Source organism: Aeromonas schubertii, assembly GCF_000820105.1.
Classification (GTDB): Bacteria; Pseudomonadota; Gammaproteobacteria; order Enterobacterales; family Aeromonadaceae; genus Aeromonas; species Aeromonas schubertii.
This window is the reverse complement of record NZ_CDDB01000021.1, coordinates 16,667-29,453: the sequence shown is the minus strand read 5'-3', so window position 1 is coordinate 29,453 and position 12,787 is coordinate 16,667. Positions and strand designations below refer to the sequence as shown.

Genomic DNA, 12,787 nt, shown 5'->3' with positions numbered 1-12,787 from the left:
GGCTGCCACACACGCTTACCAGGTCTGGGTTGCTTTGAAGGTATCGAGCAACGCAGTCAGCTTGCCAACGATCGCGTCGTTGTAGTCGGCCTTGGCATTGATTTCAGCCATCAGCTCGCCATGCTGGGTATTGGCGTAGGAGACCAGAGCGGCTTCGAAGTCGACCACTTTGTTCAGGTCAACGTCGTTGAGGTAACCCTTCTCGGCCGCAAACAGCACCAGTGCCTGGTGAGCAACGCTCATCGGGGCATACTGCTTCTGCTTCATCAGCTCGGTTACCTTCTGGCCGTGATCCAGCTGCTTGCGGGTCGCATCATCCAGATCGGAAGAGAACTGGGCGAAGGCGGCCAGTTCGCGATACTGGGCCAGAGCGGTACGGATACCACCGGACAGCTTCTTGATGATCTTGGTCTGAGCCGCACCACCTACACGGGATACGGAGATACCCGGGTCAACGGCCGGACGAATACCGGAGTTGAACAGCTGGGTAGTCAGGAAGATCTGGCCGTCGGTGATGGAGATCACGTTGGTCGGAACGAATGCGGATACGTCGCCGGCCTGAGTTTCGATGATCGGCAGGGCGGTCAGAGAACCGGTCTGGCCTTTCACTTCGCCCTTGGTGTACTTCTCAACGTACTCTTCGTTGACGCGAGCGGCACGCTCGAGCAGACGGGAGTGCAGATAGAAGACGTCACCCGGGTAGGCTTCACGTCCAGGCGGACGGCGCAGCAGCAGGGAGATCTGACGGTAGGCAACGGCCTGCTTGGAGAGGTCGTCATAGATGATCAGGGCATCTTCGCCACGGTCACGGAAGTACTCACCCATGGAGCAACCGGCATAGGGAGCCAGGAACTGCAGGGCAGCCGCTTCGGAGGCAGAAGCCACGACCACGACGGTGTTGGCCAGCGCGCCGTGCTCTTCCAGCTTGCGTACCACGTTGGCGATGGTGGAGGCCTTCTGACCTACCGCCACGTAGACACACTTAATGCCGGAGTCTTTCTGGTTGATGATGGTGTCGATGGCGATGGCGGTCTTACCCACCTGACGGTCACCGATGATCAGCTCACGCTGGCCACGACCGATGGGGATCATGGCGTCGATGGCTTTCAGACCGGTCTGGACAGGCTGGTCAACAGACTTACGCTCGATAACACCCGGGGCGATCACTTCTACCGGAGAGAAGCCATCGTGCTCAACCGGGCCCTTACCGTCGATCGGTTGACCCAGGGTGTTGACCACCCGGCCCAGCAGACCACGGCCAACCGGCACTTCCAGGATACGACCGGTACCCTTGACCTTCATCCCTTCGGCCAGATCGGCGTAGGGACCCATGACCACGGCACCAACGGAGTCACGCTCCAGGTTCAATGCCAGAGCGTAGCGGTTGCCCGGCAGCTCGATCATCTCACCCTGCATGGCGTCGGCCAAGCCGTGGATACGAATGATACCGTCGCTCACAGAGACGATGGTACCTTCGTTGTGCGCCTCGCTCTTGATCTCAAACTGCGCAATGCGCTGCTTGATCAGCTCGGCGATTTCAGTGGAATTCAGTTGCATGCTCTAATACCCCAATCAAGATTGCAGCGCGTCGGCCATCCGATCCAGTTTACCGCGGAGGGAACCGTCGATAACCAGGTCGCCGGCTCTGATGAGCACTCCGGCCATCAAGGACGCATCTGTGCTGCAATTCAGCTTCACTTTGCGCGCGAGACGTTTTTCCAGAGAAGCCTGAATGTCGGCTTTCTGCTGTTCGGTCAGCTCGACCGCCGATACCACCTCGGCCTCGACACTCTTCTCGTGTTCGGCCTTGAGCAGGTGGAATTCGACAGCCACAGCCGGCAGTACACTCAAACGACCATTCTCGGCCATCACCCGGATCAGGTTTTGGCCGTGCTCGTTGAGTTGCTCACCGCAGACACCGACAAACACGTTTGCCAGCTGGTCGGCAGCCATGGCGCCGCTAATCAGGGCAGCGACGGTGTCGTTCTCGGCCACCTGGGCCGCAAACTCCAGCATCTCCTGCCACTGGGCGATCGCCTGTTGCTCGACGGCAAAGTCGAAAGCAGCCTTGGCGTAGGGGCGAGCAATGGTAGTCAGTTCAGACATGGCCCCATTCCCGTTACAGTTCCGCTACCAGCTTGTCGACGATGTCGTTGTTGGCAGCCTGGTCGATGTGACGCTCCAGGATCTTCTCTGCGCCGGCGATGGCGAGGGCAGCAACCTGCTTGCGCAGCTCTTCTTTAGCACGATGACGTTCGGCTTCGATCTCGGCACGGCCTTGAGTCAGGATTTTCTCCCGCTCGGCCTGGGCAGCAGTGGTCGCTTCATCAATGATCTGGGCCTTACGCTTGTTGGCCTGCTCAATGATTTCGGAAGCCTGCTGTTTGGCCTCTTTCAGACGATCGGAAGCATTAGCCTGGGCCAGTTCCAGATCCTTCTTCGCGCGTTCTGCAGAAGAGAGGCCGTCAGCAATAGCTTTCTGGCGAGCCTCGATGGCAGCCATCAGCGGCGGCCATACAAACTTCATGCAGCACCAGACGAAGATGATAAAGGCGACTGTCTGGCCAAGGAGGGTGGCGTTGATATCCACAACCAGTTCCTCTCTATGTGAAGTTCAAAAAAAGTGGTGTTCGCTGAACAGTCACTCGAGAGTTAGGCGGAAACACCGAAGATCAGGTACAGACCCATACCCACGACGATCATCGGGATAGCGTCAACCAGACCCATAACGATGAAGAAGTTGGTACGCAGGATCGGCATCAGATCCGGCTGACGCGCAGCACCTTCCAGGAACTTGCCACCCAGCAGGGAGATGCCGATAGCGGCACCAACAGCGGCCATACCCAGCATGATTGCAGCGGCGAAGTAAATCATTTCCATCTTTAAGATCTCCAAACAGAGGCAGTTGCTAAAAAGTTAGTTAAATCAATGATCTTCACTGGCCATCGAGAGGTATACGATGGTCAGAACCATGAAGATAAAGGCTTGCAGAGTAATTACCAGAATGTGGAACAGCGCCCAAGGCACACTAAGGAGCCATTGGGACCACCACGGCAGCAGGCCGGCGATCAGGATAAAGACCAGTTCACCAGCATACATGTTACCGAACAGTCGCAGACCCAGAGAGATGGGCTTGGACAGCAGGGTAACCAACTCCAGCGCGAGGTTAACGGGGATCAGTGCCCAGTGGTTGAAGGGTTGAAGAGTCAACTCCTTCACAAACCCGGAAACGCCCTTCATCTTGATGCTGTAGATGATGATCAAGGCGAAGACACCCAGGGCCATGGACATGGTGATGTTAACGTCGGCGGAAGGAACTACTCGCAAGTAGGGGATACCCAACGCTTGTGCTGTGTAGGGCAGATAGTCGACCGGGATGAGGTCCATCAGGTTCATCAGGAATACCCAGACGAACACAGTCAGGGCCAGAGGGGCAATCATACGGCTCTTGCCGTGAAAGATCCCTTTGACGGTTCCATCCACAAACTCGACAACCATCTCTACAAAACACTGCAGCTTACCCGGTACACCGCTGGAGGCCGAAACGGCAACCTTGCGGAAGATCCAGATAAACAGCGCGCCGAGGACAACGGAAAATATCATGGAGTCGATATTTACCGCCCAGAACCCCGAACCCACTTGCAGATGGTGCAGGTGGTGGGAGATGTACCCCTGAGCAGTCAGGGCTTCTCCGGTTGCAGCCATGAGTTTTCCTAGTAGCGGTTATTGAGAATGATCGTAATGACCCATTGGAAAAACAGGGATAGGGCATAGGTGACGTAGAGAGGGAGGTGATCCGTCTCCAATTCAACCAGCACCATGACAAACAGCATCACGGTGCAGAGAAGCTTAATCCCTGCTCCAACGTAGAAGTCCCACAACACCACGCCCGGGCTGGTTCGAGACGCATCCCGTCCCAAAACCCAGAGGCTGTAGAGCAACTGCGGGAACCAGAATATCCCCCCCCCAACGAGGGCGGAATACCCGGCGAGCAGCCCCGAAAGTTGGTACCAGACGGCACCGCTCACCAGTATCAGGAAGAGATGGACCACAAGGAGGACCAAGCCAAGGCGTAGCCCCTGCCAGGTCTGTTTTACTGCAACCATCAGACTCCCCAAATGTAGCTAAACTGTAAAAAAAGGAGGTTAAACCCCCGATTCACACAGCTTAAACGCCGGTCAAATTATACCCGTGAAAAGGGCCATTGCAACACGACAGAAAGCCTTATTTTCTGCGGCGTTGGAGCGCATATTCAGCTTCCTTTCATATGCAATGTAATGCATGTTTTATTACTACAAAAAGCGCAAAAATTACGATTCTGATACGCCAAAATGGACCAATATCTTGTCCAATTCCGTCAAGCTCCCGTAACTTATCACTAACTTGCCGCTATCCTTTTTGCCTGTCTGGATCTGCACCCGGGAGCCGATCACGTCAGCCAGGCGACGCTCCAGATACTCGACCTGAGGGTCGGCGGCGACGGCGACTTTTGGCTCTTCCGGCTCTTGGCTCTTCTGCACCAGACGCTCGGTCTCACGCACCGTCAACCCCTTCTGCACCACGCTGCGAGCCAGCTCAGACTGCGCCTCGCCGCTCAGCGCCAGCAGGGCCCGGGCATGGCCCATGTCGAGGTCTCCGTGCTCCACCAGGCGCTTCACATCATCGTTGAGCTGGTTCAGACGCAGCAGGTTGGTGACCGTGGTACGCGACTTGCCCACCGCCTCGGCCACCTGTTGATGAGTCAGTTCGAACTCGGTCAACAGCCGCTGCAGAGCCACGGCTTCTTCGATGGCATTGAGATCCTCGCGCTGAATGTTCTCGATGAGGGCGATGGCCACGGCCGCCTCATCGGGAACCTCACGGATCAGACAGGGGACCACCTCGAGACGGGCCAGTTGGGCGGCACGCCAACGGCGCTCACCGGCGATGATCTCGAAACGCTGTTCGGACAGAGAGCGTACCACAATAGGCTGAATCACCCCTTGCGCACGAATTGAACTGGCCAGCTCTTCGAGCGCCTCCTGGGACATATCTTTGCGCGGCTGATACTTACCGGACTGCAGCCACTCCACCGGCAACTTGCGCAACTCCCCCTGGGGGATAACCGGCTGCATCGCCTGTTCGGTGCGCATGTCACTCTGAACCTGTTTCTGCCGGGCCGCAGAACTGGTGCTCAGCAGGGCATCGAGGCCCTTGCCGAGGCCACGTTTCTTCGGGGTCATAGGGTTTCTCGTTCTATGGCAGCGGCCTGTCGCTCTTGCTCCTGACGGCGCAGCATCTCGCCGGCCAGCGCCAGGTAGGCCTTGGCCCCTACCGAAGATTTGTCATAGTGCATGGCCGGCGCACCGAAGCTGGGGGCCTCGGCCAACCGGACGTTGCGGGGGATGATGGTGCGGTAAACCTTGTCGCCAAAGTGCTGTTTCAGCTGATCGGACACATCATTGGCCAGGCGGTTACGGTGGTCGAACATGGTGCGCAGCACTCCTTCGATCCGCAACTCGGGATTGACCACGGCAGCCAGCTTGCTGATGGTATCGACCAGAGCCGTCAGCCCCTCCAGGGCATAGTACTCACACTGCATGGGCACCAGCACCGAATCGGCGGCGGCCATGGCATTGACGGTGAGCATGTTGAGGGAGGGAGGACAGTCGATGAAGATGTAATCGTACTTGTCCCGTACCGGGGCCAGGGCGTTACGCAGACGGATCTCGCGAGCGAAAAACTCCATCAGGCGGATCTCGGCCGCGGTGACATCCGCATTGGCGGCGATCAGGTGGTAACCCCCCGTAGTCTCGGGAATGATCACCTCGCCAACCGGCGCCTCTTCGATCAACAGCTCATAGGCAGTGCGCTCGACCTCGTACTTGTCGACCCCGCTGCCCATGGTGGCATTACCCTGGGGATCCAGGTCGATCACCAGCACCTTGCGCTTGGTGGCCGCCAGGGAGGCAGCCAGGTTGACACAGGTGGTCGTCTTGCCGACTCCACCCTTCTGGTTGGCTATGGCGATGACTTTTCCCACGCTCTCCCCTAACTCGATAGTGTGCCCACTAGGGCCGGGTAACATTCAACTCCAGCAGGTGGCGCTCCCCCTCCAGCTCAGGCACCTTGAGGGCATGAGAGGCGATGAGAGAGACGCCGGCTGGCAGAGTGGCCAACTCCTCGGCAGGGTAGACCCCTTTGAGTGCCAGGAAGCGACCGTCGGTGGCGGGCAGATGATGACACCAGGTCAACATGTCCTCGAGGGAGGCGAAGGCACGGCTCAGCACTCCGTCGAATCCCTGTTCGGGATGGTAATCTTCAACCCGGGACTGGACTGGCGTGACATTGGTCAACCCCAGCTCCAGGATCACCTGGCGAATGAAGCGAATCCGCTTGCCCAGGCTGTCGAGCAGTACAAACTGCTTGTCCGGATTGATGATAGCCAGCGGCAGCCCGGGTAATCCCGGACCCGTTCCCACATCGATGAAACGCTCCCCCTGCAGATAGGGGCTGACCACCAGACTGTCCATGATGTGCTTGACCAGCATGGCCTGCGGCTCGCGCACCGAGGTCAGATTGTAAGCCTTGTTCCACTTGTGCAGCAACTCAACCAACTGAACCAGTTGGCTCTTCTGTTGATCGGTAATAACAATACCGGCCTGCGCGAGCAGGCCGTTCAATCTTTCCAGCATGTTTTCCAACCGTATGAATCCTCAGGCGCTCTTGCGCAGCAGGCCGTGTTTTTTCAGGTGTACCAGCAGAATCGAGATGGCCGCCGGTGTGATGCCGGATATGCGCGAGGCCTGACCTATGGTCTGGGGCTTGGCATCGTTGAGCTTGGCCACCACCTCGTTGGAGAGACCGTTGACGTCGCGATAATCGAGATCCAGCGGCAGCAGGGTGTGCTCGTTGCGCAACTGCTTCTCCACCTCGTCCTGCTGACGCTCGATGTAGCCGGCGTATTTGATCTGAATCTCCACCTGCTCGGCGGCCTGGGCGTGCTCCAGGCCGGGGCCAACCCCCTCGATCCCCATCAACGCCTCATAGGTCACTTCAGGGCGACGGATCAACTCCTCGAGAGAGTGCTCACGGGAGAGGGGAGTGGTGACCAGCTCGTTGATGGCGGGCAGGGAGGGATGCTGGGGATGGATCCAGCTACTGCGCAGACGCTGACGCTCCTGCTCGATAAGCTCCAGCTTCTGGTTGAACTTGCCCCAGCGCTCGTCATCGACCAGGCCCAGCTCGCGGCCGGCAGGGGTGAGGCGCAGATCCGCGTTGTCTTCACGCAGCAGCAGGCGGTACTCGGCACGGCTGGTGAACATGCGATAGGGTTCGCGGGTTCCCAGGGTGGAGAGATCGTCCATCATCACGCCCATGTAGGCCTGATCCCGGCGCGGATGCCAGGGATCCTTCTCCTGGGCGCGCAGGGCGGCGTTGAGCCCCGCCAGCAGCCCCTGGGCACCGGCCTCTTCGTAGCCGGTGGTACCGTTGATCTGGCCGGCAAAGAAGAGATTCGGCACGAACTTGCTCTCCATGTTGGCCTTGAGATCCCTGGGATCGAAGAAGTCGTACTCGATGGCGTAGCCGGGGCGAGTGATATGGGCATTCTCGAAGCCGCGGATCGAGCGGACGATCTGCACCTGTACATCAAACGGCAAACTGGTGGAGATGCCGTTCGGATAGAGTTCGTGGGTAGTCAGCCCCTCGGGCTCGACGAAGATCTGGTGCGACGTCTTGTCGGCAAAACGCATGATCTTGTCTTCGATGGAGGGGCAGTAGCGTGGACCGATCCCCTCGATCACCCCGGCGTACATGGGGCTGCGATCCAGGTTACCGCGGATCACATCATGGGTGCGCTCATTGGTATGGGTCACGAAGCAGGAGATCTGGCGCGGGTGGTGGCTGGCCTCGCCGATGAAGGAGAAGAGCGGTGTCGGCGTATCTCCCGGCTGTTCCTGCATCACGGAGAAGTCGACGCTGCGGGCATCGATGCGGGGCGGAGTCCCCGTCTTGAGACGATCGATACGAAGAGGCAGCTCACGCAGCCGTTGGGCCAGGGCGATCGAGGGCGGATCCCCGGCGCGACCACCCCGGTAGTTCTCGAGACCGACGTGGATCAGCCCGTTGAGGAAGGTCCCCACGGTCAGCACGACCGCCTTGGCGCTGAAGCGGATCCCGGTTTGGGTCACGACACCGACGACCTTGTCACCATCCATGACGAGATCGTCACACGCCTGCTGGAAGATCTTCAGGTTTGGCTGATTCTCCAGCATCTGGCGTACGACCGCCTTGTAGAGCAGGCGATCGGCCTGGGCACGAGTCGCTCGTACTGCAGGCCCTTTGGAAGAGTTGAGGGTGCGGAACTGGATCCCCCCATGATCGATGGCGCGCGCCATGATCCCGCCCAGTGCATCGATCTCTTTAACCAGATGTCCTTTTCCGATCCCACCGATGGCCGGGTTGCACGACATATGCCCCAGCGTATCGATATTGTGGGTCAGCAGCAGGGTGTTCATCCCCATACGAGCCGCTGCCGTGGCCGCTTCGGTACCGGCGTGACCGCCACCGACGACGATCACATCAAATTGTTCATGGTATTGCATCTGGATCACCTTGATCGGAACGCCTGAAGATCTCTGTTTGCCTGGGCGTAAAAAGGCGGAACATTCTATCCGTTTAAGGGCAGGAGGGGAACGTCTACTTAACGTCCAATATAGATCCAGGATCCGCTAAATAGATCTTAAGGATCTTTAGATCGATCTTCTGTTGGATCTTTTATTAGATCCGGCGAGATCTGTTGATAAGCACTTTTTGATCAGAAAGATCATGGCGTTAAGCTCGATCGTCAGCTGTGGAAAAGCTTGGATCCGGGGGGCAGAAGCCGGGGGACAACTGGCCTACTTATGCACAAACTAAATCCGAGTCATGGGTTGTTATTAGGATAACTATAGGTTTTTAAGAGGTTTGAAGGGTGTTTATCCACATGGATGGATAGGTGTGTGGGTAAGCGTGTGAAAAGTGATCCGGAGCGGATCTGTTGATAAGTGAGTGGACAGGGGATCGCGCCGTGGTCGAAGGCGATCGGCCCGGTGGGCGCGATCCATGACTACTGATCATCCGATCAGGGGTATCCACTCCTGGATCCAGAGCTCGGCGGCATCTTCCGGGATCTCGTGGCGAGTCACGTCGATCTCGAGGCGCTCACCGATCCGGCTGGCCCCAAGTTCGCAAAGTTGTTGATCCAGCTGCTTTCCGGCGCCGCAAAAGGTGTCGTAGTTGCTGTCACCGAGTGCGATCACGCCGTAGCGTCGACCTGCAAGATCCGGTTTTTTAAGGGAAAGATCCGAAGAGAAGGGCAGCAGGTTGTCGGGCACGTCACCCGCACCATGAGTGGAGGTGACCACCAGGAGAATACCGTCGGGATCGGCAAGAACCTCGTCGAGACGCGCCGGATTGTGCTCGGTGGCCTGGTGCCCGGCTTGCTCCAGCAGGCCGGCGACGTGTTCGGCAACATACTCGGCAGCTCCCAGCATGGAGCCGATCACCAGATGGACGTGAGCCATGGATAGATCCTGTTTACAGTGAGTGTGGGCGGATTCTACTCCCAACTCATGTGGATAAATATGGCTAAACCGTGGGGATAAGGAGATCGTTCAACGATCCACCCCCCTGGCTGGTGTTTGGGGGCGGGGAGGAAAAAGAAGAGGGGCTGGCGCCCCTCATTCATCATTTTCCGATGCAGAAACTCGAGAATATACGTCCCAGCAGATCGTCGGAGCTGAACTCTCCGGTGATCTCACTGAGGGATTCCTGGGCCAGGCGCAGCTCCTCGGCCACCAGCTCGCCGGCGACGAACACCTCGAGCTGCTCCTTGGCCACCAGCAGGCGCTCGGCCGCACGCTCCAGGGCGTCCAGGTGGCGGCGACGGGCCATGAAGCCCCCCTCGGTGTTGCTCTGGAAACCCATGATCCCCTTGAGGTGTTCGCGCAGGGCGGGCAGCCCCAGCTCGGTCTTGGCGGAGATGCGGTAGACGGGGTGGCCCTGCTCCTCGCCAGGAGCCAGATCCTCACCGGTCAGGTCGGCCTTGTTGCGGATCACCGTGAGGCCAATGTGGCGCGGCAGTCGATCCACAAAATCCGGCCAGATCTCGCGCGGGTCCACCGCGTCGGTGGTGGTGCCATCGACCATGAAGAGCACCCGGTCTGCCTGCTCTATCTCGGCCCAGGCGCGCTCTATGCCAATTCGTTCCACCTGGTCATCTGTCTCGCGCAGACCGGCGGTGTCGATGATGTGCAGCGGCATGCCATCGATGTGGATGTGCTCGCGCAGCACGTCACGGGTGGTACCGGCGATCTCGGTGACGATGGCCGATTCGCGTCCGGCCAGGGCGTTGAGCAGGCTCGATTTGCCGGCGTTGGGACGGCCGGCGATCACCACCTTCATCCCCTCACGCAGCAGGGCACCCTGCTTGGCTTGTGAGCGCACACTCTCGAGATCGTCCATGATGGCGTAGAGATCTCCTGCCACCTTGCCGTCGGAGAGGAAGTCGATCTCTTCGTCGGGGAAGTCGATGGCCGCTTCCACATAGATGCGCAGGCGGATCAGACTCTCCACCAGCCGGTGGATACGGTTTGAGAACTCCCCCTGCAGGGAGTGCATGGCGCTGCGGGCGGCTTGCTCGCTGGAGGCTTCGATGAGGTCGGCGATCGCCTCGGCCTGGGCCAGGTCCAGCTTGTCGTTCATGAAGGCGCGCTCGCTGAACTCGCCGGGGCGTGCCGGGCGAACCCCGTCAATCTGCAGAATGCGGCGCATCAGCATGTCGAGAATGACGGGGCCGCCATGCCCCTGCAGCTCCAGCACATCTTCGCCGGTGAAGCTGTTGGGGGCCTTGAACAGCAGGGCTATGCCCTGATCCAGCACCTCGCCGCCGCTATCGCGAAAGGGGAGGTATTCGGCATAGCGCACCCGGGGAAGGCGGCCCAGCACCTGCTCGGCGACCCGTTCGGCCAGTGGGCCCGAGACGCGCAATATGCCGACGCCACCACGGCCGGGAGGGGTGGCCTGGGCCACAATAGTCTCTGTACTCATCAATCTTCACTCCGTCCTGATGGGGCTCATTGTAATAAAAAAGGCGGCCACAAGGCCGCCTTTTGTCATCGGATTCAGGGTTAGCTGCGGGTATGCAGGCCCTTCTTCTCCAGCTGACGGTAGATGATTGTCTGCTGGGTGATGGAGATGACGTTGCTCACCAGCCAGTAGAGGGTCAGACCGGCCGGGAACCAGAGGAACATGAAGGTGAAGATGATCGGCATGAAGTTCATCACCTTCTGTTGCATCGGGTCTGTGATGGTGGTCGGGCTCATCTTCTGCAGGAACCACATGGAGGCACCCATCAGCAGCGGCAGCACGAAGTAGGGGTCCTTGACCGACAGGTCGTGGATCCACAGGGCGAACGGTGCATGGCGCAGCTCGACCGATTCCATCAGTGCCCAGTAGAGGGCGATGAAGATGGGCATCTGGATCAGGATGGGCAGACAGCCGCCGAGCGGGTTGACCTTCTCCTTCTTGTAGAGCTCCATCATGCCCTGAGACATCTTCTGGCGATCGTCACCGAAGCGCTCGCGCAGGGCGGCCAGCTTGGGCTGCAGCATGCGCATCTTGGCCATGGAGGTGTACTGGGCCTTGGTCAGCGGGAACATGATGCCGCGCACCAGCAGGGTCAGCATGATGATGGCCAGACCCCAGTTTTGTACCAGGCCGTGGAACACGGTCAGCAGCCAGTGCAGGGGTTGGGCGATGAACCAGAGCCAGCCGTAGTCGACGGTCAGATCAAGGTGGTTGGCTACCTTGGCCATCTGATCCTGCAGCTTGGGACCGATCCACAGCTTGCCGTCCACTTCAGCGGTAGCGCCGGCGGCGATGTCGACCACAGGAGCCTTATAGCCGATGATGGCCTGCTGGTTGTTGTCGACCACGCGGGTATAGAAGGTGTTGCTCTGATCGGCCTGGGGAGCCCAAGCGGTCACGAAGTAGTGTTGCAGCATGGCAACCCAACCACCCTGGGTGCTCTTCTCCAGGTTGGCTTCCTTCATCTCGTCGAAGGAGTACTTCTTGTAGCGGGTGTCCGCGGTGGAGAAGGCACCACCACGGTAGGCGCTGGCCACCATGGCGTGACCCTGCTGACCTTCGGGGGTCGCAATGGTCTGCTTCAGCTGGCCATAGAACTGCACCTGTACCGGTTGCTCGCTCTTGTTGTCGATCTTGAAGTCGACGCCAACGGCGTAGTCACCACGCTTGAGTACGAACTCCTTGGTGAAGGTGACGCCCTTGTCGTTGGTCCAGCTCATGGGCACCACCACGCTCTCCTGGCCATCGGCCAGGGTATAGCTGGTTTGCTCGGTGCTGTAGGTGGGGCGGCCTTCCGGACGGGTATCCGGGCCATCACGACCGATCAGGCCACTCTGGGCGATGTAGAGGTGCTTGCCGGTTTCCAGCAGTACGAACGGCTGATCCTTGCCTTGCTCTAGGCTGTGAGCCAGCAGCTCGGCCTTGACGATGTCGCCACCCTGGGTGTCCAGGGTCAGCTTGAGGACGTCGGAGGAGACGGTGATCAGCTTGCGGGCGGCGTTGGCCTGCTCGGCAACCTGGGGGACGTCAGCGGACTGACCGGCAGGGACAAAGTGCTCGGCCTGGGCCGCGACAGTGGGCACCGGCTTCGGCGCCTTGTCGGCTTCCCACTGTTGCCAGAGCAGAAAGCTCACGAACAGCAGGCCGATCAGAAGTAGATTGCGTTGAGATTCCATAG

The 12,787-nt window shown here is 59.1% G+C and carries 13 protein-coding genes; all 13 read right to left on the bottom strand.

The window, feature by feature from the left end:
- Window positions 1–15: 15 nt before the first annotated feature.
- On the bottom strand, window positions 16–1,557 hold the full coding sequence (atpA, locus tag BN1133_RS04080; RefSeq protein ID WP_050665277.1) for a F0F1 ATP synthase subunit alpha: 1,542 nt from the start codon (window positions 1,555–1,557) through the stop codon (window positions 16–18).
- Between the two features lie 15 nt (window positions 1,558–1,572).
- Entirely contained in the window at window positions 1,573–2,106 is a 534-nt protein-coding gene (gene atpH, locus BN1133_RS04075) for a F0F1 ATP synthase subunit delta (protein ID WP_050665276.1), read from the bottom strand.
- 13 nt (window positions 2,107–2,119) lie between these two features.
- Window positions 2,120–2,590: a F0F1 ATP synthase subunit B gene (gene atpF / locus BN1133_RS04070; RefSeq protein WP_050665275.1), complete on the bottom strand. Its 471-nt coding sequence runs from the start codon at window positions 2,588–2,590 to the stop codon at window positions 2,120–2,122.
- A gap of 62 nt (window positions 2,591–2,652) precedes the next feature.
- On the bottom strand, window positions 2,653–2,880 hold the full coding sequence (gene atpE, locus BN1133_RS04065) for a F0F1 ATP synthase subunit C (RefSeq protein WP_396021095.1): 228 nt from the start codon (window positions 2,878–2,880) through the stop codon (window positions 2,653–2,655).
- A 45-nt stretch (window positions 2,881–2,925) separates the two neighbouring features.
- Complete coding sequence (gene atpB / locus BN1133_RS04060) at window positions 2,926–3,705, bottom strand: F0F1 ATP synthase subunit A (protein ID WP_050665273.1); 780 nt, start codon at window positions 3,703–3,705, stop codon at window positions 2,926–2,928.
- A gap of 8 nt (window positions 3,706–3,713) precedes the next feature.
- A complete protein-coding gene (locus BN1133_RS04055; RefSeq protein ID WP_050665272.1) occupies window positions 3,714–4,106 on the bottom strand; it encodes an ATP synthase subunit I in 393 nt (130 codons plus the stop codon).
- A 204-nt stretch (window positions 4,107–4,310) separates the two neighbouring features.
- On the bottom strand, window positions 4,311–5,222 hold the full coding sequence (locus BN1133_RS04050; RefSeq protein ID WP_050665271.1) for a ParB/RepB/Spo0J family partition protein: 912 nt from the start codon (window positions 5,220–5,222) through the stop codon (window positions 4,311–4,313).
- The gene (locus BN1133_RS04045) at window positions 5,219–6,022 is read right to left on the bottom strand and encodes a ParA family protein (protein WP_050665270.1); all 804 of its coding nucleotides are present in this window, start codon (window positions 6,020–6,022) and stop codon (window positions 5,219–5,221) included. Before BN1133_RS04045 ends, BN1133_RS04050 begins: the two co-directional genes overlap by 4 nt.
- Window positions 6,023–6,050: 28 nt before the next feature.
- Window positions 6,051–6,674 carry a 16S rRNA (guanine(527)-N(7))-methyltransferase RsmG gene (gene rsmG, locus BN1133_RS04040; protein ID WP_050665376.1) on the bottom strand — a complete coding sequence of 208 codons (624 nt, stop codon included), beginning with the start codon at window positions 6,672–6,674 and terminating at the stop codon, window positions 6,051–6,053.
- Window positions 6,675–6,695: 21 nt separating this feature from the next.
- A complete protein-coding gene (mnmG, locus tag BN1133_RS04035; RefSeq protein WP_050665269.1) occupies window positions 6,696–8,585 on the bottom strand; it encodes a tRNA uridine-5-carboxymethylaminomethyl(34) synthesis enzyme MnmG in 1,890 nt (629 codons plus the stop codon).
- Between the two features lie 510 nt (window positions 8,586–9,095).
- Entirely contained in the window at window positions 9,096–9,545 is a 450-nt protein-coding gene (gene mioC / locus BN1133_RS04030) for an FMN-binding protein MioC (protein ID WP_050665268.1), read from the bottom strand.
- Between the two features lie 163 nt (window positions 9,546–9,708).
- Entirely contained in the window at window positions 9,709–11,070 is a 1,362-nt protein-coding gene (mnmE, locus tag BN1133_RS04025) for a tRNA uridine-5-carboxymethylaminomethyl(34) synthesis GTPase MnmE (protein WP_050665267.1), read from the bottom strand.
- An 80-nt stretch (window positions 11,071–11,150) separates the two neighbouring features.
- On the bottom strand, window positions 11,151–12,785 hold the full coding sequence (yidC, locus tag BN1133_RS04020) for a membrane protein insertase YidC (RefSeq protein WP_050665266.1): 1,635 nt from the start codon (window positions 12,783–12,785) through the stop codon (window positions 11,151–11,153).
- Between the last annotated feature and the right edge of the window lie 2 nt (window positions 12,786–12,787).

Coding starts and splice junctions, on each gene's coding strand:
- atpA (WP_050665277.1), bottom strand. CDS start 1,557: ATGCAACTGAATTCCACTGAAATCGCCGAGCTGATCAAGCAGCGCATT.
- atpH (WP_050665276.1), bottom strand. CDS start 2,106: ATGTCTGAACTGACTACCATTGCTCGCCCCTACGCCAAGGCTGCTTTC.
- atpE (WP_396021095.1), bottom strand. CDS start 2,880: ATGGAAATGATTTACTTCGCCGCTGCAATCATGCTGGGTATGGCCGCT.
- atpB (WP_050665273.1), bottom strand. CDS start 3,705: ATGGCTGCAACCGGAGAAGCCCTGACTGCTCAGGGGTACATCTCCCAC.
- BN1133_RS04055 (WP_050665272.1), bottom strand. CDS start 4,106: ATGGTTGCAGTAAAACAGACCTGGCAGGGGCTACGCCTTGGCTTGGTC.
- BN1133_RS04050 (WP_050665271.1), bottom strand. CDS start 5,222: ATGACCCCGAAGAAACGTGGCCTCGGCAAGGGCCTCGATGCCCTGCTG.
- rsmG (WP_050665376.1), bottom strand. CDS start 6,674: ATGCTGGAAAGATTGAACGGCCTGCTCGCGCAGGCCGGTATTGTTATT.
- mnmG (WP_050665269.1), bottom strand. CDS start 8,585: ATGCAATACCATGAACAATTTGATGTGATCGTCGTCGGTGGCGGTCAC.
- mioC (WP_050665268.1), bottom strand. CDS start 9,545: ATGGCTCACGTCCATCTGGTGATCGGCTCCATGCTGGGAGCTGCCGAG.
- mnmE (WP_050665267.1), bottom strand. CDS start 11,070: ATGAGTACAGAGACTATTGTGGCCCAGGCCACCCCTCCCGGCCGTGGT.
- yidC (WP_050665266.1), bottom strand. CDS start 12,785: ATGGAATCTCAACGCAATCTACTTCTGATCGGCCTGCTGTTCGTGAGC.